The organism is uncultured Thalassolituus sp., assembly GCF_950066645.1.
Classification (GTDB): Bacteria; Pseudomonadota; Gammaproteobacteria; order Pseudomonadales; family Oceanobacteraceae; genus Thalassolituus.
On record NZ_CATMFB010000001.1, the window covers coordinates 311,496 to 336,947 of the forward strand.

The 25,452-nt window shown below is 53.7% G+C and carries 19 protein-coding genes and 1 riboswitch; of the genes, 12 read left to right on the forward strand and 7 right to left on the reverse strand.

What is annotated here, in order from left to right; all coding sequences use genetic code 11:
* Position 1: 1 nt before the first annotated feature.
* The 5 genes from moaC to Q1L85_RS01450 form a co-directional block, all read right to left on the reverse strand.
* A complete protein-coding gene (gene moaC, locus Q1L85_RS01430; RefSeq protein ID WP_300424386.1) occupies positions 2–475 on the reverse strand; it encodes a cyclic pyranopterin monophosphate synthase MoaC in 474 nt (157 codons plus the stop codon).
* Positions 468–1,001: a molybdenum cofactor biosynthesis protein B gene (gene moaB / locus Q1L85_RS01435; RefSeq protein ID WP_300424387.1), complete on the reverse strand. Its 534-nt coding sequence runs from the start codon at positions 999–1,001 to the stop codon at positions 468–470. The genes moaC and moaB overlap by 8 nt, the downstream gene beginning before the upstream one ends.
* A 27-nt stretch (positions 1,002–1,028) precedes the next feature.
* On the reverse strand, positions 1,029–1,586 hold the full coding sequence (locus tag Q1L85_RS01440) for a molybdenum cofactor guanylyltransferase (RefSeq protein ID WP_300424388.1): 558 nt from the start codon (positions 1,584–1,586) through the stop codon (positions 1,029–1,031).
* A 1-nt stretch (position 1,587) separates the two neighbouring features.
* Positions 1,588–2,562 carry a GTP 3',8-cyclase MoaA gene (gene moaA / locus Q1L85_RS01445; RefSeq protein WP_300424389.1) on the reverse strand — a complete coding sequence of 325 codons (975 nt, stop codon included), beginning with the start codon at positions 2,560–2,562 and terminating at the stop codon, positions 1,588–1,590.
* A riboswitch (molybdenum cofactor riboswitch) is annotated at positions 2,552–2,706 on the reverse strand. (Overlaps the previous gene by 11 nt.)
* Positions 2,707–2,747: 41 nt before the next feature.
* A complete protein-coding gene (locus tag Q1L85_RS01450; RefSeq protein ID WP_300424391.1) occupies positions 2,748–3,515 on the reverse strand; it encodes a CLCA_X family protein in 768 nt (255 codons plus the stop codon).
* A gap of 169 nt (positions 3,516–3,684) precedes the next feature.
* On the opposite strand from Q1L85_RS01450, the gene Q1L85_RS01455 reads away from it, so the two are divergent.
* Positions 3,685–6,243, forward strand: coding sequence for an EAL domain-containing protein (locus Q1L85_RS01455; protein ID WP_300424392.1), 2,559 nt, complete (start codon positions 3,685–3,687; stop codon positions 6,241–6,243).
* A gap of 53 nt (positions 6,244–6,296) precedes the next feature.
* Complete coding sequence (locus Q1L85_RS01460; protein WP_300424393.1) at positions 6,297–9,359, forward strand: chemotaxis protein CheB; 3,063 nt, start codon at positions 6,297–6,299, stop codon at positions 9,357–9,359.
* On the opposite strand, the gene Q1L85_RS01465 is transcribed toward Q1L85_RS01460, so the two are convergent.
* Positions 9,360–10,910 carry a PAS domain-containing protein gene (locus Q1L85_RS01465; RefSeq protein WP_300424395.1) on the reverse strand — a complete coding sequence of 517 codons (1,551 nt, stop codon included), beginning with the start codon at positions 10,908–10,910 and terminating at the stop codon, positions 9,360–9,362.
* A gap of 116 nt (positions 10,911–11,026) precedes the next feature.
* On the opposite strand from Q1L85_RS01465, the gene Q1L85_RS01470 reads away from it, so the two are divergent.
* From Q1L85_RS01470 to Q1L85_RS01480, 3 genes are all read left to right on the forward strand, one after another.
* Entirely contained in the window at positions 11,027–11,443 is a 417-nt protein-coding gene (locus Q1L85_RS01470; RefSeq protein WP_300424396.1) for a response regulator, read from the forward strand.
* Positions 11,444–11,567: 124 nt separating this feature from the next.
* Positions 11,568–12,236 carry an endonuclease gene (locus Q1L85_RS01475; protein ID WP_300424397.1) on the forward strand — a complete coding sequence of 223 codons (669 nt, stop codon included), beginning with the start codon at positions 11,568–11,570 and terminating at the stop codon, positions 12,234–12,236.
* Positions 12,237–12,250: 14 nt separating this feature from the next.
* The gene (locus tag Q1L85_RS01480; protein ID WP_300424398.1) at positions 12,251–12,502 is read left to right on the forward strand and encodes a TIGR03643 family protein; all 252 of its coding nucleotides are present in this window, start codon (positions 12,251–12,253) and stop codon (positions 12,500–12,502) included.
* A 3-nt stretch (positions 12,503–12,505) separates the two neighbouring features.
* Here Q1L85_RS01480 and Q1L85_RS01485 read toward each other — a convergent pair whose 3' ends face one another.
* Positions 12,506–15,049, reverse strand: a complete 2,544-nt coding sequence (locus Q1L85_RS01485) for a protein kinase (RefSeq protein WP_300424400.1) — start codon at positions 15,047–15,049, stop codon at positions 12,506–12,508.
* A 254-nt stretch (positions 15,050–15,303) separates the two neighbouring features.
* Between Q1L85_RS01485 and tagH the strand changes: the two genes are divergently transcribed.
* The 7 genes from tagH (at position 15,304) to tssA (ending at position 25,399) form a co-directional block, all read left to right on the forward strand.
* Positions 15,304–16,893 carry a type VI secretion system-associated FHA domain protein TagH gene (gene tagH / locus Q1L85_RS01490; RefSeq protein ID WP_300424402.1) on the forward strand — a complete coding sequence of 530 codons (1,590 nt, stop codon included), beginning with the start codon at positions 15,304–15,306 and terminating at the stop codon, positions 16,891–16,893.
* 24 nt (positions 16,894–16,917) lie between these two features.
* Positions 16,918–17,457, forward strand: a complete 540-nt coding sequence (gene tssJ, locus Q1L85_RS01495; protein WP_300424403.1) for a type VI secretion system lipoprotein TssJ — start codon at positions 16,918–16,920, stop codon at positions 17,455–17,457.
* A gap of 51 nt (positions 17,458–17,508) precedes the next feature.
* Positions 17,509–18,843 carry a type VI secretion system baseplate subunit TssK gene (gene tssK / locus Q1L85_RS01500; protein WP_300424404.1) on the forward strand — a complete coding sequence of 445 codons (1,335 nt, stop codon included), beginning with the start codon at positions 17,509–17,511 and terminating at the stop codon, positions 18,841–18,843.
* A gap of 4 nt (positions 18,844–18,847) precedes the next feature.
* Entirely contained in the window at positions 18,848–19,759 is a 912-nt protein-coding gene (icmH, locus tag Q1L85_RS01505; RefSeq protein WP_300424406.1) for a type IVB secretion system protein IcmH/DotU, read from the forward strand.
* Positions 19,760–19,828: 69 nt separating this feature from the next.
* Entirely contained in the window at positions 19,829–23,332 is a 3,504-nt protein-coding gene (gene tssM / locus Q1L85_RS01510; RefSeq protein ID WP_300424408.1) for a type VI secretion system membrane subunit TssM, read from the forward strand.
* Positions 23,333–23,344: 12 nt separating this feature from the next.
* The gene (tagF, locus tag Q1L85_RS01515) at positions 23,345–24,004 is read left to right on the forward strand and encodes a type VI secretion system-associated protein TagF (protein WP_300424410.1); all 660 of its coding nucleotides are present in this window, start codon (positions 23,345–23,347) and stop codon (positions 24,002–24,004) included.
* 111 nt (positions 24,005–24,115) lie between these two features.
* Positions 24,116–25,399: a type VI secretion system protein TssA gene (gene tssA / locus Q1L85_RS01520; RefSeq protein WP_300424411.1), complete on the forward strand. Its 1,284-nt coding sequence runs from the start codon at positions 24,116–24,118 to the stop codon at positions 25,397–25,399.
* Positions 25,400–25,452 lie beyond the last annotated feature (53 nt).

Here is a 25,452-nt window from a genome sequence, read left to right on the forward strand (position 1 = left end):
ATCAGGCCTCCCAGTGACCGGTTTTGCCACCTTTTTTCTCAAGCACACGGATGCCTTCGATGACCATACCCGGATCAACTGCTTTGCACATATCAAAGAGCGTCAGGGTGGCGACAGAGACCGCGGTAAGTGCCTCCATTTCTACACCGGTCTGACCGGTAAGCTTGCATAATGCGTGTACCCGGATCCGTGATCCGGCCTGATCAATATCGAAATCCACAGCGACTTTACTCAGCATCAGGGGATGGCAAAGCGGAATCAGAAGGCTGGTCTGTTTCGCTGCCTGAATTCCTGCAATGCGAGCAACACCGAACACATCCCCTTTGTGATGATTGCCATCGATGATCGCCTGCAACGTGTCGGGCTCCATCCGCACATAGCCTTCTGCTCTGGCTTCCCGTACTGTCGCGTCTTTGCTCGAAACATCGACCATGGACGCTTCGCCGCGTTCATTTACATGCGAAAATTCAGCCATTCTGCGAGCTCACTTTTTTAAGTCGGGCAGCGAAGTTACAGGGACGATGGCGGCTGTCGAGTTGTGACTGAATGATTTCATTCCAGGCCTGTCGACAGGCATTGGTGGAGCCGGGAATACAGAAAATCAGCGTGTCATTCGCGAGGCCGGCGACGGCACGGCTCTGTATGGTTGAGGTGCCAATGGTGGCGAAAGACACCTGGCGGAAGAGCTCTCCGAACCCGTCGATGGTGGTATCAAAGAGAGGGATCATAGCTTCAGGCGTGGAATCCCGTTCGGTAAACCCGGTTCCTCCGGTAATAATAATGACCTGCGTTATTTCGTCTGCTATCCAACGCGATGTAATTTCACGAATTTTATAAATGTCGTCGATCACAATACGTTTTTCTGTATTTTTATGGCCGCTGTCGGTGAGTTCCGTCACTAATAACTGACCGCTGGTATCTGTCTCTTCGGTTCGCGAATCTGACACCGTCAGAACGGCGATATTAAGCGGTAAAAAATCGTCATTAAATAATTTTGCCATGTCTGGGTCCTGTCATTTCTATAGCGTTTACTGCGGCAGAATTTTTGTCAGTTGTTGCCATTGCTCTGGATTGTTGGCGCTCTGTAGCTGCAGTTCATCGCGGGTTGTAATCCGGTGGGCCCGGACGCTGTTCAGCAACGCTTTAACAGAGCGCTGATTACCGCTGCCCGTCAATGCGTTGAGAACATAATTGCGAAGATCCTCGGTCACAGTCAGGCTGCAGGGTAGCCAGTGGTCTTCATAGACCGCCGGGCAGTGATTCAGAAGAGGCTCCAGCAGGTCTCCGGTCAGCAGAGGCATATCACAGGGCAGCACCAGCAGGCAGTCGCCGTTTATCGCCAATGACAGGGCGCTTTCGATCCCGGCCAGTGGTCCGCAGTCTTTATGCCGGTCCGGCAGTTCATGAGTACCTTTGATGTTTCGCGGAATGTTGGTACTGACGAGTACGAGGTCGGGGGCTGTCATGCTGGCCAGGTCGACCGTGTGTTGTAGCTGTGTACGACCATCCGGACGCAGCAGCGCCGCTTTGTCCTGCCCCATCCGGCTCGATTCGCCACCGGCAAGTATGAGTACGAGAGTCCGCATCTCAGCCTCCTATCTGGGCAAAGTGAGCCGTTGCGCCACTTTTACCTTCGTGCAGAAAATGCGTTGCTTTTTTATCCGTCAGACACTCAATCAGAAAGTTTTCTGCCTGCGTCAGAGATCCTGCCTGTAAGTACGGGCGCAGGTCGTAGCCCTGCTCTCCAAATAAACACAGATGCAGCTTACCGAGTGACGATATTCTGAGTCGGTTGCAGCTGCTGCAGAAGTCTTTGCTGTACGGCATTATGAGGCCGATACGTCCGGCGTAATCCGGGTGCCAGAATTCCTGAGCCGGACCATCATGAGCCTTTCGCAATACTGGCTCCCAACCGTCACTCAGAAGGTCTGTCCGTATTGATTCTCCGGAAATATGGTTTCGATCAAAAAAACCGCCGTTGTCGCCCGTCTGCATTAACTCGATAAATCGTAATGTGACCGGGGTGGTACGTAACCATTCCAGGAACCGTGGCAGCTGATCACCGTTGTGTTCTTTCATCAGTACTGCATTGACCTTGATCCGGTCGAAGCTGAGTGACTGCGCCAGCGCCAGTCCCTGCAGAAGATCCTGCAGACGGTCATGCCCTGTGATCGCGGCGAATTGTCTGGGATCCAGGCTATCAATGCTGACGTTAAGCTGTGTGAGGCCGGCATCAATCCACTCAGGCAGGAACTGCGGAAGCTTCCAGCCGTTGGTGGTCAGTGCAACCTCTTCGATTCCCGGGATGTTTGCAACGGTGCGGATGATGTCCGGCAAATCACGGCGCACAGAAGGTTCTCCGCCAGTGATCCGGATTTTTCGGGTGCCGTTGCGAGCGAACAGCGTGGCTATCTGATGAATTTCTTCAAGGGTCAGTGGCTGCTCCTTCTCACTGCACTGATAGCCATCGGGCAGACAGTAATTACAGCGGAAGTTACAGACGTCAGTGACCGACAGGCGCAGGTAGCTGAAGCGCCGGCCAAAATTGTCCTGCAATGTCATGGTTACACCTTTCCAAGCGCGGGAGGCCCGGCAGTTTCCTGCAGAACCCGGCGATGCATCAGCCTGGGGCTGGTCGCGGCCCGGCCTCCGTATCAGGCAATCTTCGCTGACTTAGGGGGCCGGGCTTCGGCGTACGTTAAACCACTAGTGTATGCGGACTGACCTCTGGCGGCAATTGCAGACTGTCAGCGGGTGCGTGTCAGACTGGCCCCCAGACGCCTGAAATAGGCCTCAAAGGCCGTTGCGCAGCGTTTACGGTCGTCTCCCTGCGGATATAGCCCCAGCTTAGCTTCAGGACTCTGCCGGGTGCCTTTGACCAGGTAGTGATTGGTGATGGCAGCATCCTGGACCCAGGCTTCGAAGGCGCGGGCGCACATCTCTTCCGGGCGCGAGTAATACAGAGTTCCGAGCCGTTTGTCCTGAGCCGCTGAGGCCAGAAACATGTCACTCGGGCTTTCACCGTCTGGCGCAAGCAGTACTGCGCGAAAGCAATTAAAAAGCAGGTCATTGAGTGGGTGCGGGACGGGTGTTGCTTCACTCAGCCAGGCGGGTGAGGCGAAGGCAGAGGAGGGCTGATCACTGAACGCCCGGCTGGCAATGTAGTGATCAAAGGCGTGAAACCATTCATGGGCGATACTTCCGGGTCCGGCATTCTTGGCCAGCGCAAAAATATGCTCAGAGGGCGAGTAATGTGCGTCCACTCCGGGGCGACCGCCGGTGCCATAGTGCAGACCCAGAGTGCCGCGCAGCGAAATGACTGTCTCAGGTACCCGGAGTATCTCCATGAGATCACACAACGCATCGTAAAACTGGACTGCCGCGGCTTCCTGTTCTGAATCCGAGACCCAGCGGCCAATCTTAATTGTGTAAAAATCGAACCTGTCCCGTACCTCTCTGAAAGAAATGTATTCATCAGCGGAACGATGGACAGGGCCATTACGGAACATGGTCATATAAATGGGATGTACTGGTTCATTGGTCGGGAGGTTCCGACTTTTGTATCAATCGGTCAACTTCATGACTATAGCCACTGGATATTCAACTATACTGGCCTCATGGGAAAATCATCTTCAGGCCAGGAATATACAGGCCTGCCCCTAATTTCAACAGGGTAGACAAGGAATGAACAGACGATCTGACCATGCATTGCGCCAGACGATTTCTAATATTGAAGCGCTGATGCTGGCACCGGCCCCCTATGAACTGGTCCTTACCCGATCCTTAGAAGAGCTGATGGGCCTGCTTGGTGCAGGGTACGGCTATGTATTCAGTGTACCTGGGTATGGCGAGGAGTTCTGGCATCTGCATGCCTGTTACTCTGGCAAAGAAGAGCCCAACACCGTGTCTGGGATGTCAACCAGCAGCAAAATACCCACCGAGCTGCGACCAGGGTTGAGAAGCGGACGTTGCATGTTGGGTGAGGGGGCACCCCCGGGGCCACACCCTCTGCCGGCCGGGCATCCTGATATCGACAATTACCTCTGCATTCCCCTGCGGGATGCAAATCGACTCTACGCGGTACTATACCTGTGTAATTCTCAGGCGGGCTTCAGTGCTGATTTGCCTGAGCGTCTGCGACCCCTGGTAGCTGCGATCTGTTGCCTTCTCCGGCTCGGGTCGAACGAGAAAAAGAAGGCGGAGCAGGATCGCGTCAGCGAGATGTCGATGGACCTGTTAAGTATTCTCGATGCAATGTTTAACGGCGTTGTCCTGCTGGACGAGTTCGACAGAATTGTTTTGTGCAACAAAGCCGCAGCAGCACTGTTTGGGTTGTCCCGGCGCGATCTGGTTGGAGAGAATTTATCAAGGTTTCTGAGAAAAGGTTCAGAAAATCGTTATCTGTCAGCTGAGATGGATGGAGAAAGCAAGTCATCCGTGTGGCGAGGGGTACCTGTCCGGGCGGCAGACGGAAGTAAGCGTCTTGTGGATATTACCTCCGTTAAGCTGACCCTGGCAGGTAAGACCCGGAGTGGTCTGGTGATGGAAGATATTTCCGAACGTATGAAATCAGCCGCGGCCTACCAGAACGCAATACAACGGTTTCACGCACTGACAGCACTGGCGCCGGTTGGCATGCTGCAGCTGAACCGAAACTGGGAGTGCCACTATGTGAATGACACATGGTGTGACTACGTCAAACTTTCCCCAGATGAGATTACAGGCGTGGGCTGGCTGAACAGTATTCACCACGCGGATGTGGATTCATTTCTTGATGATATGCGTCGCGAAACGCAGGGGACAGGCCAATACGCAGGTGAGTTACGCTTCCAGAGTCCTTTGGGTCAGACCTCCTGGGCCAAGGTCAATGCCTGTGCACTCTACAATGAGTCTGGTGATCTAGATGGCCTGATTGTGACTCTGAATGATATTACCGACCATCTCAGAACAGAACAGAAGCTTCGTGAGGCGGCTGAAGTAGACCAGCTCACGGGTCTGACGAACCGTAGTTATTTTAATGGTAGGCTGGATGCCGCACTTGAGAGTGCAGAACGCTATGGTCTGGTGGCGCTTATGTTTATCGATCTGGATAACTTTAAGCATATTAACGACACCTTTGGTCATGATGCCGGGGATAGCTTGCTTGCTCAGGTGGCAGAGCGATTGAGGGAGTGTCTGCGAAAAGTTGATACGATTTCGCGTATTGGTGGTGATGAATTTACCGTCATTATTACTCATTTAAGCAACGCCGGCGCCGTTAAAATGGTGGCTGAAAAATTAGTAAAAGCCTTGGGGGAACCCTTTTCTCTGAACGGCCGGACGGTTTATGTCACCTGCAGTATTGGTATCTCTGTTTATAGCCAGGACATGAACAAAGAAAAGTTACTGAAACAAGCTGACATCGCGCTCTATAAAGCCAAAGACAGCGGTCGCAACCAGTTCAGATTTTTCACTTCAGAGCTGAATAAAGATGCTGGCTTGCTGGTCAGTCTCCGGGAAAGCATCAAAGAGCGTATTACCGAAGATTTCAGACTGGTCTACCAGCCACAGATTGATGCAGAGTCCGGCAGGATCGTTGGTGTTGAGGCCCTCGCCCGGTGGACCCATCCTGAGGCCGGCGTGGTCGGCCCAGATATCTTTATCAAACTGATTGAACAATCCGGCCTGATGGGAGAGTTCTCAGTCTGGCTATTTGCCGAGGCCTTCCGTCAGGCATCAGAATGGCGACAGTATCTTCAGAACGGGATGCAGGTGTCGATCAATCTGTCGGCCAAGCAGTTCCGGGGTATTGACCTGGTGTATTCTGTCGGTAAGTTATGTACTGACTATGATGTTAACCCACGTCATATTGTGCTTGAAGTGACAGAAACGGCGTTAATTCAGGATACCGACCTGGCGACAGAAACCCTGTCCCGTCTTCACAATCTGGGGTTCAGTATTTCGCTTGATGACTTTGGTACTGGGTATTCGTCATTGCTTTATCTGCGTCAGATGCCGCTCGATAGCGTAAAAATAGATCGTTCTTTTACCAAGGACGTGATTGTTGATGATGAAGATGCCAAAATCGTTTCGGGAATATTGTCGCTGGCTGAAGCACTTGATCTGAAAGTGGTCGCGGAAGGTGTGGAGACAGAAGAGGTCAGGTCCTGGCTGCAGGCTCACGGATGCAATCTTCATCAGGGGTATTATTACCATCGCCCACTGGAAGTGCCAGATATCACGAGTCTGCTGCAGAAAAATTAATTCACTACGCTAATTCAGGGGATGTGCCGGCAGGAATCCGGTATCAGAATCTTATGACAGATAATCACGAGGAAATGACAGAGGTTCCCAGTCACTATGTTGGGATTGGAGCCTCTGCAGGTGGCCTGGAGGCCTTACAGGAGTTCTTTGGGCATATTCCGTCAGATACCGGAGCCGTTTTTATTGTGGCTCAGCACCTGTCACCTGATTATAAAAGCATGATGCCAGAACTGCTTAGCAGGTATACGAAAATGCCGATTGCTCAGGCGTCGGATGGTGTAGAGCTTCTCGCAAATCATGTTTACCTGATGCCTCCACGAAAAAACATGATGCTCGGTGAAGGGCGGTTGCTGTTGTCGGACCAGGTGCCTGATACCCAGCCGCAGATGCCGATTGATTTCTTTCTTCGCTCCCTCGCTGAAAATTACCAGCATAAAGCCGTTGGTGTCGTTCTCTCGGGGACCGGCAGCGATGGAACGCGTGGAATTAAAGCCATGAAGGAAGCTGGCGGTCTTGTAATGATACAGGAGCCCGCGTCGGCTAAATTCGACGGCATGCCAATGAGTGCGTATAGCACAGGCCTTGCAGATTTATTACTTCCCCCTGATGAAATGGGAGACAGCCTGGTCAGTTATTTCCGTCACCCGTTTATTTCAGGCAAAAAGCCGCTGATGGATAATACGTCTGATGAAGAAACCAGTACGCTTGAGAATATTTTTCAATTACTCCGTAATCAATCAGCAATCAACTTCTCTCATTATAAGGCCTCTACCGTCGCCCGCCGGATTGAACGTCGATTGGGTATTAATCAGCTAGCAACGCTTAATGCATATCATCGATTACTTGTCGATTCTCCACGAGAGTTGCAGACACTGGGTAAAGAGTTGCTGATCGGTGTCACCCGTTTTTTCCGTGACGAAAAAATATGCGATCGCATTGAAAAAGAAGTGGTTCCAACGATTGTCAGTCGGGCAATTAAAAAGAACGAGCCTGTCAGAATCTGGGTTGCCGGTTGCTCTACCGGGGAGGAGGCCTACTCTCTGGCGATGATGTTTAACGATTACATCGCTGAGAATAAATTAGTTTGTCGGGTACATATATTTGCCACAGATGTCGATGCAGAAGCGATTGCTGAAGCGAGTTCAGGGCGGTACCCCCTGGATATAGAACATGACATGAACGAAGACAGGCTGAGAAAGTATTTTGTCAGAAAAGAAGGCGCATATGTGGTATCTCCCAGACTGCGGGAGATGGTGATATTTGCCACGCATAATATGCTTGAGGACCCGCCATTCTCTCATATTGATCTGGTCAGTTGTCGTAATGTATTGATCTATTTCCAACATATTGCTCAGAAGAAAGTGCTGGCGTCTTTGTTTTTTGCGTTGCGCCAACATGGCGTACTCTGGCTTGGGCCCTCTGAATCGCTGGGAGATCTGCAGACGCACTTCGAGGTCGTTGATGAGCGTCGTAAGATCTTCCGTAAAGTCAGTAACCAGCGGGTTCCTATCGGAGCTACCCCACCGGGCCTGTCTGCGAATGGACGCTTTCCAGTGAATCAGGTGATGCCTGTTATGAGCAGTACAAGCCGACCGGCAAAGACTAACGGTGTACCGGGAATGGATACCGTAACCGAGCGTATTATCGAAGAATATGCACCTGACAGTATTATCCTTAACGCACAGTTTGACGCAGTACACGTCTACGGAGATGTGGGTGATTACGTTAAGCCCTTCAGACCCGGAAAAGTAACAAACAACATTAAAGACATTGTTGTGGATGATCTGGCGGTTGCCGTATCGACAGCACTTTATCGTTGCGAGAAGAACTCTGAGGACGTTTTTTACGAAGATGTATCTGTCAGTGCTCGCGATGGAAAGGACTATCTGATCGATCTGTCAGTCCTGTATGTGAATGATAAAGATATTGTTGGCTCACCTGTGTTTTATGCCGTTCAGTTCCTGAATAAAAATCAGGAGCTGACAAAAAAGGAAAAAGAGAAAATATCCTTTAATGCCAGTGAACACTCCCGTCAGCGGATCCGTGACCTGGAACTTGAACTGGTGAAAAAGCAGGAGCACCTGCAGGTAACCATTGAAGAACTGGAAACAACTAATGAAGAGCTGCAGTCTGCTAACGAAGAGCTGATGTCTGCCAACGAAGAGCTGCAGAGTACGAATGAAGAACTTCAGTCTGTTAACGAAGAACTGTACACGGTAAACAGTGAGTATCAGGAAAAAATAGCTGAGCTGACTGAGGCAAATGATGATCTGGACAGCGTGATCAACGCGACCAATATCGGGATTGTTTTTCTCGACCGGACGCTGTCGATCCGGAAGTTCACTCCGGTATCAACTAACTATATTCATCTTCGCGACAATGACGTCGGGCGTCCATTTCATCACATCTCTCACGAGCTGAAGTACCCTGACATCATGACTGATATTGCACATGTCAGTAAAGAAGGTGTGACGATAGAGAAGTCGATATCCAGCAATGCTGATCATGCTCTCCTGATCCGTATTCTACCTTACCGTTATAGCGGATCGGGAGCCCAGTCTGGCGTTGTTCTGACGCTCACAAATATATCACGACAACGTTTTGTTGAAGGGGCGCTGGAACGCGCTCAGGAAAGTCTCAGAAGTAGTTTGCTGGATGATGAGAGCGAGCCTGCTACCCTTCCGGAAGCTCCTGTTCGCGTGTTGGTCCTCGAAGACGATGACGTTGACCGTCGACGGGTAGTGCGCATGCTTCGGATGATTCCGGACCGGCAATACAGAGTGTCGGATTTCTCCCGGATCGATGAAGCGATTGGTGCGGCTTCCTCGGAAGAGTTCGATGTGCTTCTCGTGGATTTTCAACTGGCCGAAGGCACGGCACAGAACTTCTCCGATGCTATTCGTGAGAAGAATATCAGCACGCCGATTATTCTGATGTCAGGCTATGATGAAGCGGCGCTGGATAGTCGTTTTCTCGATGCCGATATCTTCGACTTTCTCAATAAAGATGAACTGACCACGCAACTGCTTGTGCGTAGTCTTGATTATGTTATGGAGAAAAAGGCGCGTCAGGCAGAGGATGAAAAACAGACCGAATCATCCGGAACTGGAGACTGATTACGCCCTGGGCCAGGTAAAAATAAATTCATTGCCTGTCGGAACATCGTCAGTTTCGTCGGTATGAGTGATTACCCGTATTTTCCCGCCACGTTCGTGCAGAATGCGGCGGGTGATCGCGAGTCCCATACCGCTGCCTTCTACTTCGTCTCTTGGTCGTAGCGTCTGAAACATTTCAAAGATTTTCAGATGATATTCTTCTGCAATCGGGGTGTTGGTATCTGCGACATGAAATTCATAGTGTGTTGGATTATCTTCGGCCCAGACTCTTATCTGACCACCGGCTTCCGTTCTGTGTTTAATGGCGTTGCCCAGTAAATTGATCAGAACTTGTTCAAACAGCGGTTTTTCTACCGTAATGGCTTCGAATGAACCCTGAATCGTCAGTGTCACTTCGTCGGGTGGGGTCAGAATCTCAAAGACATCCCGGAGAATAACCTCAGGTGACACCACCTCCTTCTGATATCGGTCGCCCGCCTGGCTGGCACGGGAGTACGCCAGAAGGTCGTCTAGCAAAGATTCCAGGCGCTCAATCCTGCCCTGCATCAGTTCGATGTGCTCATTTACCTCTGCAGGTGGGTCCGGAAGGTCCTCCCTGATCCAGCTGGCGAGCTGACGTATGCCACGCAGGGGCGCTTTCAGGTCATGTGAGGCAACGTAGGCGAAGGTCGACAGATCGCGGTTTGAGCGCTCCAACTCTGCTTCGCGCAGTTTTTCTTCGGTGATGTCCCAGTTGGCACCGCGCATACGGACCGGCTTGCCGGCATCGTCGTAGTACACGTCGGCGGCGGCTTTGATAAAACGCAGTGAGCCATCTGGCAGAAGTGCGCGGAAGGTCGTGCGATAAGGTGCACCCTTATGTATTGCTGCTTCCAGTTTCGCTTTCAGGCTGTCGGCATCTTCCGGGTGGATACGACTCCACCAGTCATTAATATTCAGCCCATCGTCTGATGGTTCTATCTGGTACATATCGTAGAGCGCCTGATCCCAGACCAGAGCATCGTCATTCAGATCCCACCGCCATAACCCAATCTGAGAGGTGGACAGCGCCAGTCGGTTGATTTCGCTCAGCTCTTCGGTGGTGCGTTCGAGCTGACGTGAAGTACGCTCCTGCTGTTGCCGGCTTTCCATCAGTGAGGTCAGGTCGGTATGAGCGCCAAGCATCCGGCTGGGCTCTCCATGTTCGTCTCGGATAATCAGCCCACGACAACGTACCCATATCGTTTTCCCATCTTTGTGCCGATAACGCACGATCTGATCGTATGGGTGTGATGGGTCGGCTTTGTGTTTTTCGAAGTTATCAAGAACGCCGGGAAGGTCTTCGGGGAATATATGCTCCTGCCACCAGGCTGAGGTGTGAGGAATTTCATCTTCACGATAGCCGAAGATTGCTTTAAAGCGGGGGCTCAGCCACTCGTGTTCCGGATTAGTCAGATCCCAGTACCACATGCCATCCGTGGCGCCTTCTTCGAACCAGGCGAACAGGCTTTCATCGCTCTGCAGGCGTTCGTACAGCTCGGTGTAAAGGTAGTGCTTGTTGTCGCTGGTCATACGTCGTCCCTGTAAAGCCTGCTGGTCACCACTGCTGACTTCAGGTTAAAGTGACTGAACGTTTTTTACCAGCAGGGTTTTCCTGTGGTTGTGTATTTCTTCATGGATGGATTTGTATGAACGCCGGCGGCCAGATACTGCTGATTGATGATGATGTGATCGACATACGGAGCTTTGAGCGTGGCCTTTCGCGCGCAGGCTTGGGGCACCGTCTGGTGTCGCTCACTAATGGTCATGAGGCGCTTTCCGGGCTACAGACCGGCAACGTACCTATTCCGGATGTGATCGTTCTTGATCTGAACATGCCGGGAATGAGCGGTTTCGAATTTCTGTCGGCCCTGCGTCAGGACGAGCGGCTGTGCTTTCTGCCGGTATGGGTACTGTCGACCTCCTCAGACCCGGACGACATCCGCCGGGCTTATGACCTGAATGCGGCCGGCTATATGGTAAAGCAGGAGATGGGCGATAACTTTGCGGAAGTCATTAAACTGATTAACCATTATCTGTCGGTGATTCAGTTACCGGGCGCCTGAAGCAGGCACCTCTCTGGGCTATACTGAAGGACAAGCCGCTGGTGCAGTACGCCAGCCTGCGGGTAAAGGAGCCCGCTTAAAAAAATTCAACGGAATGAACAGTTAAGTAGTCGGATTGTTGTTCATGAAGTGGTTTTTTTGTCTGCTGGCGCTTGTTGTCAGCAGTTCTGTTGTGGCGGGGCCTCCATCCTCTTTTTCACAGGCTAAACGTCTTGCTGCCGGTATCTATCAGGATCGGGCAGTCACTTTCTATTGCGACTGCCGCTTTGAGGCAAAGACTGTTGATCCAACCGCCTGTGGCTACCAACCCCGTAAACAACCAAAGCGTGGAGCACGCGTCGAATGGGAGCACGTCGTGCCTGCATGGGAGCTGGGGCATCAGCGCCAGTGCTGGCAGAAGGGTGGGCGCAAGAACTGCAACCGGACGGACCCGGTCTTTGTCACCATGACGTCGGATCTGCACAATCTCGTACCTGCTGTGGGCGAGCTGAACGGGGATCGCTCTAACTATCGCTTTGGTATGCTCGAGGGTGAAGTGCGCCATTATGGTCGGTGTGATTTCGAGGTCGATTTCAAGCTGCGTCGTGCTGAGCCTCCGGAGCACCGCCGTGGCGATGTTGCGCGGATCTATTTCTACATGCGTGACACGTACGGCCTGCGCATCAGTCGGCAGCAGGAGCAGCTGTTCAGCGCCTGGCACCGGATGGACCCTCCAGACGAGGCGGAGCGTCAACGGGATGCGCGCATCGTTAAGGTTCAGGGCAACAGCAATTGCTACGTCAGCGGGTGCTGAGAGGAGTGAAGGTAATGCAGAAATTTACAGATGCTGATCTGTCGCGAATCATTGAAATGGCGTGGGAAGACCGCACGCCCTTTGAGGCGATTGAAGCTTTGTATGGACTGAATGAAACGGCGGTTATTGCACTGATGCGCCGCGAGATGAAAGCTTCTTCGTTCCGGATGTGGCGGCGGCGGGTGAGTGGCAGGGCGACCAAGCACATTGCTCTGCGCAGCCCTGAAGTGAGCCGGGCGTACTGCCCGACCCAGTATAAGCGCTGATGCTTAGCGCAGTAATTCGCGGACCAGGCGGAAGCCGGTAAATTCGTCGGCCGTACCATCGTGGGCCACGCTGGTGGTAAAGCGACACTCATTCAGCGGCGTCTGGCGGGAGCCGCCTACTGCGACAAGTTGGTTGCCCTCATAAGCCCATTCCTGAACATTACCTACGTGGGACGCCAGGCCGAAAGAGTTTGGCTTGCCGTTCGTCGTTTTCTGCAGCTCCAGGCCTTTTTCGATAGCCCCATACTTCAGGAAGCAGTTGCGGTCCGGTGATTCCGGTGTACCGTCAGCTGTGGCCGCCAGCTGCCACTCTTCGTGAGACGGCAGGCGGTAATAGTGCCCCGTCACTGCACTCAGCCAGCCGGCGAAGTTTTCTGCAAATTCGATATCAATATTGTGAATCGGCAGGAAGTTATTAGCGTACGTTTCGGCATCACACAGCTGAGTCACAGTGCAGTAGTCGGCGACATCGTCGTAAGTGATTTCGTACTGGCTGATGGCAATAGCTTTGCCTTCTTCAGGCGCAGGCACGACGACCATCTGCGGGCCTTTAGCATCACGCGGCAGCGGATCAGCGCAGGTATAGCGACGACCTTTTGAGCCCGTACCAGCATCCAGATGCGAGCAGTAGTCGACTTTCAGTGGGTTCAGCACGCCCTGCGCGGGCAAGAGTGCCCGGGCATCCGACAGCATGATATCGGCGGCAAACGGACTGACTTTCGACAGTCGGTTAAAACAGCTCACCAGCGAGTCAGCGACGACGCGACGCAGCTGCTCTGAACGTTTTGGATCAAGGTTTTCGAGAATTCGCAGGTGGTCTGCGACATCGCCGGCGACATCAATCTGGTTAGGACAGCGCAGAGATTTTTCGAGAGCAGTGACCTCCTGACGGATCTGAATCTGGCGTGCTTCTTCGAGTTCTTTTTCGCGTTTTTCCTGCTCCAGACGCAGCAGTTCGGCTTCTTTCTGAGCTTCAGCCAGGCGGGCATTTTCTTCACGCAGGCGGTCGGCTTCCTGCTGGGTAATGACCTGGTTCGTCAGCAGTGAAATATCATCCGCCGGAGCATCCCAGCGCGCAGCATACTGAAGCAGTGTCAGCACATCACCGAGGGAGTTTTCGGCGATCCGGCGTTTGGATTCAGCGATATAGGCATCAACCACACGTACACGGACGCTCTCATTGAGTTCAGTCGGGTCGTCGACCATATTACGGTAGCTGAGCAGTTCGCGGCGCAGCTCCATATCCCACTTGGGCGTGAGTGCCGAGATCTGAACCAGCTGCTCAATTTTCTGAATCTGGTTGTTCCGCTCTGTCAGCTCAAGTTTCTCGGCCAGCTCTTCTGCCATCTGAGCTTTCAGTTGTTCCTGCTGAACCAGCTGCTCCTGATACTGCTGGTAATACACACCGCCACCGATGGCAAATGCAACCAGAGACGCGGCCAGAGCCCAGCCGAGCAGGCGGGCACGACCAAAGAAGGCCCGATAAAATTCATCGACGGTTTCGGTACGTTTCTCGCGCTTCAGTTCCAGAGCGCCGGAGAGTGCATTCCACTGGCGACGGCTCAGACCTTTCAGGCGCTTGGGCTTGAGCTTTTTCTCAAATGCCTGGTCGGCCGGCACTTTGCCGTATGGGTGTTTGCCTGAAAAAAGTTCGTACGCAACGCAGCCAAGCGCATAGAGATCGTCGGACTGAGCCGGTTCGCCACCTTTCAGCATTTCGTAGCTGGCGTAGGCCGGAGTCAGTGCGCCGAGTGTCCCCGCATCGAAAATGGTTTTCTCGCCGGCACCATGAGCGGCGCTGCTGCCTTCTGACACGGCGCGCGCGATACCAAAGTCAAATACCTTCGAGCCTTTGGATTTAGTGACGTAAATGTTGCCCGGCTTAAAGTCCGAGTGAACAATGTTGTGCGAGTGTGCATAAATCAGCGCGTTGGATATATCGCGCAGAATGCTGTTGGCCTGATCCTGTGGAAGGCCCTGGGGGAATTCGCGCAGAAGTTCATCAAGAGGCGACCCCTCCAGGAACTCCATGGTCATAAATACCGTGTCGCGGTCCCGGTCAAAGTCGTACACCGTTACGATGTTCGGGTGTGCAAGTGTCTGGGATTTACGTGATTCACGCTGCAGCGAAATAAAGGCATCCGGGTGCTGGCGGAAATCGTCATTCAACAGCTTGACGGCAACGTAAGGGTCGGAGTCGCTGGCCTCAACTTTACGGCGGTCGAGTGCTTTGTATACGGCTCCCATGCCACCGGCACCCAACATGCTGACAAGCTCGAAGCGACCTTTGATTACCTTGTTATTAACCGCCGAGACGGTCGGCGTCGCACCTTGGTCATCGCCGTTTCGCTGGCTGACAGGGCTGCTCAGTGGTGTGCGGGAGGTAATCAGTGTGGCGTCGGCGGGACGTGGTGGAACAGCACCAGAGCCAGCAAAGACAGTGGCGTCGTCTTTGGCGTCGTGATCCGGCTTCTCGTTGGCTTTGCTTTTGTTGGTTCCCTGCCCGGTGGTGACGAGGCGGGTTTTGTCGTCCCTGTTATCAGTCATAGTGCGCCTGTTAAATCTGTCGCGGTGACGTATTAAGTCTGCTGCGAGCCTTCGTCTCCTTACGGCCCGCTTTTCCGTCAGCTTGAACTCGGAAAGTGGCGCCGATATTATAGGATCTGCTCTCACGGCTCAAGGCAGAACTCTGTCTTCTCCAGTCTGTATGCAGTATGGCAGCGTCTCCGACGGGTACCCGATTCCGTCCATTTGCGGTAGTCTCCCACACTGCTGACTTCCAGGAACCTGATGGTGAATAAATGGATTTGATTCTGACTGTGGTCGAATGTCCACCCCACGCTAATATGCTGAACCACACGAAAGTTTTCCGCAGTGCGGGCGGCGTAATCGGTCGTGCAGATTCGAATGACTGGGTGCTGCCAGACACTGAGCGTATTCTCTCGTCCCGACACCTGGAAGTCGTCTTTGATAACGGTCAGTTTACTCTGCTGGATCACAGTACCAACGGTACTTTTGTGAACGATAGTCAGGCACCTTTGGGAGCGGGTAATGTGCACCCGATCAAGGCCGGAGATGTCTTTATCTGTGGTGAGTATCAACTTAAAGCGACTCTGAAAGCACCGCCTCAGGAAGCTGCAATCCCGGCGGGGCTGGGCGCGGTCGATTTTCTCGACAGCAGTGACCGCACTACCTTCAACCACGCTACGGCCGCGAAACAGCAGGCCGCCAGCAGTGCTAAAGATCTGGATTCCTGGTTGGAGCCTTCAGCGTCTGCGCCCGCAAAAGAGGGGCAGGACTGGGGAGCGGTTGTCTCCCGGTCGGCGGACAATGCGCCTGCATCTGATCCGTGGGGAAGCAGTGCGGATTCTTCTCCTTCTCCCTTCGCTGATGTTCAGGACAGTTCCGACCCATTGGCGGCTCTGAGTCAGCCAAAACAGTCCCCGGCATCGCCCGGGCTTTCGGACTGGGATGACAATGACGACTGGTGGAAGTCGGGCAGTCAGTCGGATCACGCTCCTGCCGATCAGCATCAGTTCCGGGTGCCAACCCCTCAGGGGGCGGTGCCAGAGCCGGCACCTGTCGCGCCGCCTGTGCCACCGATTGCCCCGGCTGCTGATCCATTCGCGGCTTCTGTAGCCAGTGTCGAAGGTGAAAGCATTGACAGTCTGTTCGGTGTGCCTGCTGGTGATGTGGCACCTGCGCCAGCACCGGACCCGTACACGCCTCCTGTGCCTGAGCCGCAGATTCCTCCACCGCCAGTTGTGCCTGCGCCTGCTGCTCCGGTCGCGTCGTCAGCCAGTGTGACTGACCTTAAAACTCTGGCGTCGCAGCTTGGTGTGCCGAATCTTAGCGATGACCAGTTGACGGCTCTGTTGCCCGAAGTGTCCGGGATTGTGAATGAAGCGGTGACCCGGCTGATTGATCTGCTGCGTGCCCGTACCGCCATCAAAAACGAACTTCGTGTGCAGCACACCATGATCCAGACGGTGGATAATAATCCGCTGAAGTTCTCAGCAAATGCCGCAGACGCACTGAAGATGATGTTTGCTAATGATGCTTCTGCGTTTATGAAGCCACAGGAAGCCATCCGGGACAGCTTCGATGACCTTTCTGATCATCAGGTGGCCGTTCTGAAAGGCATGCACGCGGCTTATGAAAGTATGCTCAGGCATTTTGACCCTGAAAATCTTAAGCGCTATATCAATGCCCGGGATTCACTGCTCGGTAACAAGGACGCAAAGCAGTGGGTGGGCTTTGAGCAGTATTACAAGTCGCTGAAGGGTGATTACGAGACGACGTACAATCAGCTGTTTGGTGAAGAATTTGCCCGTGCTTATGAAAAGCAGCTGGCGGAACTTAAAAATGCCCGGGCGCTGAACCGGCAGTAACCTGTTTTCAGATAAGGATATGTGATGTTGTACAGAAAAATTGCAGGGTGTGTCCTGCTCACGTTGGCTCTGGTGTCTGTGTCCGGGTGCCAGTCTGCGCGTAAAGCACTGAATATGGATACTTCCGTGGTGGTGCGCCTGACGGCAACCGATGCGGTAAACCCGGACTCTGATGGCCGGCCGTCGCCTGTGGTATTGCATGTTTTTCAGTTGGCGGATGATCGTCAGTTCAGCCGGGAAGACTTTCTCAGTCTTTATGAAGGGGCCGCGGCGCGTCTGGGTAAGGATCTGATTGATTCTGTCGCCCTGAAAGAAGTGACTCCCGGGGAGACCCGTAGTGAAACGCTGCCTCTGACACCTGAGGTGAAATATATCGGTCTGATGGCAGAATTTATTCAGTATCGCGATGCGGAGGCACTGCTTGTGGTCCCTGTGCTGGAGCATAACCAGACCGTGGTCAGTGTCAGCCTTGATGACAACCGCATTGCGATTGTTGAAGAAACCAGAGACGATAGCGGCGCCACACCACACAAACAATTACGTAATGACCGCTCTTCCCAATAAGAGACGGTTTACTCAGCCATGCGTCAGTGTGGCCTATGCAAGGGATGACAGATGTCTTCGAAGAACAAGGTAATCTGGTCGGAAGGGATGTTCCTTCGTCCGCAGCACTTTCAGCAGCAGGATCGCTTCATTGAACGCCTTGTTGATGTTCGTACAGGCGCCATTGGCAGTTACTTCTGGGGTATTCAGGAGCTGACGATCGATGTCGAAGCCCTGGGGCTTGGCAAAGTTTCTCTGTCGTCCGTGCGCGGTGTTTTTCCCGACGGTACACCGATTCTGGCGCCGGAGGCGGAAGAGCTTCCCGACATTATTGAGGTTCCGGAAAATACCCGCGATGAGATTGTATATCTCTGTGTACCGATGAGACGACCGGGTGCGCAGGAGTCGGTCCGGGACGCTGAGGAGTTTCCGCAGGCGCGATATCACACCTTTAATTTTGATGCCCGCGACAGCTCATCTGCGTCGGGGCAATCAGCACGCATTCAGATAGGCAAACTTGCGACTTGCTTCAAGCTGGGGTCAGAAGACCTCGGTGGATACGCTGCCATCGGTGTCGCGCGTATTGTTGAGCGCCTCCCGGGGAATCCGGTCAAACTGGATCGTACTTTTATTCCCCCTGTACTGGATTGTTCGGTCAGTGGCGAAATCAAAGCCTACATCGAAGAAGTGACCGGCCTGCTGAAACAGCGTGGCGAAGCGCTGAGTCATCGCCTCAGTGACTCCGGTCGCGCAGGCTCGGCAGAAATTGCCGATTATCTGCTGCTACAGGTCATTAACCGTAACGAGCCTATGATCCGTCATCTGTCGCGGCTCAGCAGCCTGCATCCGCTGACGCTGTATACCGAGTTACTGCAGCTTGCGGGTGAACTTGCGACCTTCACGGCAAATGATAAGCGCCCGCCTGAGATGCCTCCGTACAATCACGAGAATCTGCAGCAGACATTTGCTGGGGTGTTTGCGGTGTTGCGCCAGTCGCTGAGCATGGTACTTGAGTCCTCTGCTGTCGCGATGGACCTTGTCGAACGTAAGTACGGTATTCACGTGGCGCCGATCACCGATCCGTCACTGACGCGCAGTGCGTCCTTCGTGATTGCAGTTAAGGCGGATATGCCGACCGAGATGCTGCGCACACGATTCCCGGCGCAGGCGAAAATTGCACCGGTAGAAACCATCCGTGAACTGATCACCACGCAATTGCCGGGTCTGCGCACGCGCCCATTGCCGGTTGCGCCGCGTCAGATTCCGTATCATGCCGGGTTTACCTATTTTGAAATTGAGAACACCGGCGAGCTGTGGAATTCGATGCAGCAGTCAGGTGGTTTTGCTGTACATCTTGGGGCGGAATATCCGGGCCTGACGATGGAACTCTGGGCAATCAGGAGCTGAGATCATGAGCGGAAATGACCGACCTATGCCGGGAGCGAGCGATCGCACTGTCATGATTCCAACTCCCGGTGCAGCGCGGGGCGCAACCCCAGGAGCAGCACCGCAGGCAACTCCTGCCGGTGCGGCGCCGTCCCCCGGACCTGCCGCGGTCAGTGGCGAAAGAATCCAGGTGCGTGAAGGGCTTAATCCGCTCGTCAGCTCTGCTGCCACCCTGCTTGCTCTGGTGAGTAAACTGCGTATGACGGCACAGCACGGTAACGTGCCTGATCTGCACAAGCGACTGACAGAAGAAATTAAAACGTTCGAGCGCGTAACCCGTAACGCCGGCTTAAGCGGTGACAGCGTGCTCGCCGCGCGCTATCTGCTCTGTTCAGTAATGGATGAAGTGGTACTTAACACGCCCTGGGGGGCTGGGAGTGGCTGGAGTCAGCGCACACTGCTGAGCCTCTTTCACCAGGAAACGTCGGGCGGGGAAAAATCGTTTCTGATTCTGCAGCGCCTTCTCGAAACACCGGGCACGCATCTGGATCTGCTGGAGTTGTATTATCTTTGCCTCAGTCTCGGTTTTCAGGGCAAATACCGGGTGATGCCGCGTGGGGCAGAGCAGCTGGAGCAGATCCGCGAAAATCTCTACAGCACCATCGAAAGCCATCGCCCGGGCTGGGAGCGCGAGTTGTCTCCGCATTGGGAAGGCACGGTAAAACCGCAGGAATACCTGAAAAATTATATTCCACTCTGGGTCTTTGCCAGCGTTGTGCTCGCCGTGCTGGTGCTGACTTACTCCGGATTCCGCTATTGGCTGTATCAGGAAACGGCTCCCGTGGCCGAACATATTCTCAGTGATGTGGCCGGGACTCCGGAGACCGGAGCGCCGGACGTTCCGACGATTGCGCCGCCGGGCAAACGCTTCTATTGAATTACGCTGAATAAAAAAAGATACCGACAGGGAGGCCGGTCTGCCACCTGACGTGTACACGGAGAACACATGAAAAAGCTGGTGGCTTTTCTGCAGAATAAATGGGTCATGGGGATCATCGGACTGACAGCACTGTCGTTGCTGATCTGGTTCGGTGCTGAGTTTATTAAATTCGGTGCAGACAATGTCACCCTCAGCACGACAACCCGTTTTATTATTATCGGTATTTTCTGGGCGCTCTGGCTGACCTGGAACCTGAGTCAGTGGTTGCTTGAGCGCCGCCAGAACCGTGAGTTGCTCGGCGAAATTGAAGCGTCGCAGGAACCCGCAGCCAACCCCGATGAAGAGCGTAGCCAGGAAGAACTGGCCGCCATGGCGCAGCGTTTCCGCGATGCCCTGATGACGCTGAAAAATGCCCGCTTCCGTTCCCGTCGTGGCAAGCGCAGCCTCTATCAACTGCCCTGGTACATCATTATTGGTCCACCGGGGTCGGGTAAGACCACCGCACTGGTTAATTCCGGATTAGAATTCCCTCTGGCAGAGTCCCATGGCAAACAGGCCTTGGGTGGGGTAGGTGGTACCCGCAACTGTGATTGGTGGTTTACCAACGACGCTGTGTTAATTGATACTGCGGGGCGCTACACCACGCAGGACAGTCACCGTGTGGTCGACAATAATGCGTGGCGCGCATTTCTGACACTGCTGAAAAAATATCGCCGCCGCCGGCCGATTAATGGTGCACTGGTCGCCATTTCTCTGCAGGATCTGATGGTTCAGACCCGCGAACAGCGTGAACTGCAGGCGAAAACAATCCGCACCCGTATCAGTGAGCTTCAGGACGAATTAGGCATCCGTTTTCCTGTGTATCTTACGTTCACTAAGTGTGACCTGGTGGCTGGCTTCGCTGAGTATTTCGGTAATCTGTCGCAGGCTGAACGTGAACAGGTGTGGGGCGTCAGTTTCCCTGAAGAGCAGAGCGCTGACGCCGGTGCTGATCTCAGCCTGTTCCGGGGTGAGTTCGCACAGTTACTTCGTCGCCTCAATGAGCGCCTGCTCTGGCGTGTGCAGAACGAACGCAATATTGATAAGCGGGTTTCGATCCAGAGCTTCCCTGCGCATATGGAAAGCCTCGGAGCCATTCTGGAAGAATTTCTGCAACAGACGTTCGCGCCTCATAATTACGGCTCTGTGCCCATGTTGCGTGGCGTCTACTTTACCAGTGCAACCCAGGAAGGTAGCCCGATTGACCGCATGATGGCGCAAGTGAGTGCTAACTTTGGTCTTGAGCGCAATATGGGTAAGCAGCAGCACAACAGCGGCAAAAGCTTCTTTATTACCCGGTTGTTTGATGACGTTATTTTCCCTGAATCTGAGCTGGTGGGGGTTAATAAGAAAATTGAAAACCTGCTGCGCTGGATGCGCAGGGGCGCTTTCGCGTCACTGCTGTTGGTGTTTGCCGGCAGCGTTGCGTTGTGGACCGGTGGACTGACGCAGAACAAAGCCTATATGGCCGACGTGGATGCGCTTTACGACGAGTATCGTCAGTTGCGTAAGAACCTTCGCCCAGAACAGGCGGACACCCGCGAAGCACTTGAGGTGTTGGCGCCACTGTATAAGGCAACGCTGGTGTACGATCAGGAAGCCCATCCCTTTATATCTTCGCTTGGGCTCTATGATGGGCGTGTTGATGACGCGGTCGATCGTGTTTATCAGCAGGAGCTTGCAGAGCTGTTTCAACCTGCGCTGGCGAATATGATGGAGCGTCATCTGGGATCCCTCGGTGCGGATGACACCGCCTTGTTGCCGGTATTCCGTGTATATCTGATGCTGTTCGATCAGGAGCACAGAAACACTGACGAAATTCGCGCCTATGCACAGACCCGCTGGGAAGACCTGCTTCCGGGAGAGGCTGGCAAGCAGTCACAGCTGATGACGCATCTTGATAACCTGATCGCGCAGGGCTTAAGTGAGCAGTACGACGCCGATAAGTATGTCGTACAGCGCTCACGGGACTATCTGCGCCGGATTCCGGTGGCTCAACGTCTGTTCGCCCAGCTGCAGAAAGTAGGCAACAACGGCGCCATGGTTGATCTGTATCGCGAGATCGGTGGAAACCCGCAGCAGACGTTTGGTCTGAGTGAGAACGATGCCGTATTCAGTATGCCGTATCTCTTTACCAAAGCCGGTTACGACAATGCCGATTACGGTCCGGATTCCGAAATGATGAAGCAGATCGCTGCTGATCGCTGGATCTACGGAGGCGATGGCGCCAGCGATGATTACACCAAGGCAGATCTGCAGAAGCTTTCCGATGAGGTTGAAAAGCTCTACCTGACGGAATACGCACGTCGCTGGCAGGCCTTTTATGCCCGCTTCTCTCTGCAACCTCTGCCTGGCGGTAGTCAGTCTGTGACAACGCTGCTGCAGTTTGCCGATCAGCTATCATCGCCGCTCCTGCAGGTGTCGGAACTGGTGGCTAAAAATACCCGTCTGACGAAAGAAATCGAATTGCCAACCGCCGCCGGAGCCACCAACGCCGGCAAGCTGGCCGGTAAGCTCGCGGATATGACCTACGACCCAACACTGGTTGATCTGCGCTTCCGCGATATTCAGCGCATGCTCGATGCCGAGAAAGGCACACCATCCAAATTTCAGGGTTATCTTGATGCCATCAGTGGTCTGGCTCAGTACTTAGGTCAGATTGATGGCGCGCCGGATTCCAATGCGGCAGCGTTTGAAGCGGCGAAAAAACGTTTTACCGGTGGCGGTGCAGACGCCATTCAGCAGCTTAAAAACCTGGCGGCGACAGCCCCCGAGCAGCCCGCAGAATGGCTGAACGATCTTGCTGATGGCTCCTGGCAGATTGTGATGGCGAAGGCCAAGGTGCATCTGGATACTGTGTGGCGTTATCAGGTATACGAAACCTATCGCAACACCCTTAACGACCGCTTCCCGATGTCGGCGGGTCGTCAGACCGAGGCGTCTGTTGTGGCGTTTAACGACTTCTTTAAGCCGGGCGGCATTCAGCAGGCGTTTGTTGATGAATATGTCGCGCCGTTTGTGGATACCTATCGCTGGAAGCTGAAGAGCTATGGTGGTGTCTCAATCGGACTGCGTTCAGACACGCTTGCGCAGTTCCGACGCGCAGATAATATCCGTCGCGCCTGGTTCTCCAAGGGTGAAACCGCAGGTGTCGATTTCCGCCTCATACCAGACAAACTGAATTCCAACGTACGTCTTTTCACGCTGGAGATTGGTGAGCAGCGCATCAGCTATTCTCACGGCCCAAGAATTGAAAAGCCAGTCAGTTGGACGGCAGGTGAAAGCGGACGTTCACGCTTAATCTTCGAAGACCTGGGTGAGCGTGTCAGCAGTCAGCAGTACGACGGTGACTGGTCTTTGATTCATCTGCTCGACGGAGCGAGCCTGCGCTCAGCAGTTAATCCTGCCGAGAAAATGATGACCCTCATGGTCGAGGGTTACGACGTCCGGTACCGTTTGACTGCGCTTACAAACACGAATCCTTTTGATCTTGGATTGCTGCGCAATTTCAGTTGCCCGCAATCGCTGTAACAGGAGGGGCTGATGGCTGGACTGTTCGGTAAGCTTCCTGCGCACGGTGATTTTATCAGTCGTCAGTTGCCGCAGGGTTTTATTCAGGTGTGGGATGAATGGCTGCAGTGTGTTGTTGCCGGATCCCGCAACCAGCTCGGTGATTCGTGGCTCGATTACTACCTGACCAGTCCGGTCTGGCGATTTGCTCTGCGCCCTGGAGTCGTCGATGAGAGTGCCTGGGCTGGGGTTCTGGTACCGAGTGTAGACAGCGTGGGCCGTTATTTTCCTTTGACGCTGGCGGAGCAGTTGCCGGGTCAGAGAGATCTTTTTACCTTTCTGGCTGAGGACACTGACTGGTTTGCCGCCATTGAAGCGGTTGCGCTGGCATCGTTGCAGCAGGGTCTGACTGCCGATGAAGTTCTGGAGCAGCTTGAGCAGTGTCAGCTTGCCCCTCAGAAAACGACATCGAAAGTCTCGGGGCGGGGGACTGTGGTGCTCAGTGGTAACCGCAACTCCCTGTTTTCCGGTGCCTTACCGCTGGTTCTGCAGGAACGTTCTCCTTACAGTCTCTGGGCTTCGATGGAAAATGAGAATGCGCCAGCTATGTCTGTCGTTTCGACAGGCCTGCCGACTCCGGATGAATACAGTTCGATGATCTCAGGTGACTGGCAGGAGACGACAGTCTGGTGATGAAGATTCTGGCCTGACTGCCATTTTCACTGGGTGTTCAATTCGGGTTCAGGGGTGTAGTATTGGGCTTCGCTGAGTTGGTTCGCATATTTATTGAAAGGATTCTCTCCAATGTCATTTGGTCATGTAGTTGATATTGAAACTTTGGTCGCCCCGATCAGTGAGGACCTGCCTCAGGGCAGTGATATCCGCGAAGACCGCTCACCCACCTCTGATTTTTACACCATCAAAGACGCCCGTAATGCTGCCCGTGCAGCCGAACGTTCTGCGGTATTCGGTGATGACGACAGTGTCGATACGATCGGCCCCTGGGAGACGGTAGCCAGTGTTGCCGAACGCGTTCTGTCTTCGACATCCAAAGATCTTGAAGTGGCCGCCTGGTACCTCGAAAGCCTTATCCGGCTTAAAGGGCTTTCCGGGCTGCGCGATGGTCTGGTGATTATCGAGCGCCTGGTGACAGATTTCTGGGATGGGCTATACCCGCTGCCGGATGAAGACGGCATCGAGACCCGGGTCGCGCCATTAACCGGTCTCAACGGTGATGGCGGTGAAGGCACTCTTCTGGCCCCGCTGCGCAACCTCGAAATTACCAATTATGGTGACAAAGGTGCGTTCAGTTACTGGCAGTATCTTCAGGCGCGTGATGCGGATCGTATTGATGATGACGATAAGAAAGCTGAGCGGTTGGCCACCCTTGGCTACAGCCTTGAAGACTTCAAAGACACTATTAACGACACGGATCTGACGGCATGTCAGAACTTCGTGAGCACACTTGAAGAGTGTGTGGCGTCGTACAAGAACATCAGTTCTGAACTGCGCACTAAGTGCGGCGGTGAAGCTCCTCCCTCGACCAAAATTTCAGAACTTCTGGATGAAATTCTGCGCACTACGCGTTTCGCATATAAAGAACGTCTGGATGCCGCAGAGGCTGCCGCAGCAGAGGCAGAGGCCGTTGCTGAAGTCGAAGCCGAAGCGGTTGAGGGTGTTACAGAGACAGCACAGGGGGCACGGGTGGTACATCTCGTCAGTGGAACTCAGGGGCCGATCACAAATCGTGAAGAAGCACTGAAACGTCTTGAAGAAGTAGCAAAATATTTCCGTCAGTATGAGCCTCATACTCCGATTGCTCCCGGCCTCGAACGTCTGATTTCCTGGGGGCGGATGACAGTGGCCGAGCTGATGATGGAGCTGATTCCGGATGGTAATGCCCGCAGTCTGTTCTCCCAGTACACGGGTGTGAAAATGGACGGCAGTGACGAGCATACGTACGTTGCGCCTCCTGTAGCGACGGCGGCGCCTCAACCTGCGGCTCAGACAGAAAGCGCAGCTGCACCTGCTGAGGCGCCAGCGGCAGCACCTGAACCAGAAACTAACCGCTCTGGAATGAGCTGGTAAAAAAGAATTAAACAGAATTACGGTATAAAAGCCCGTTACTAAAAGAAAAGGAG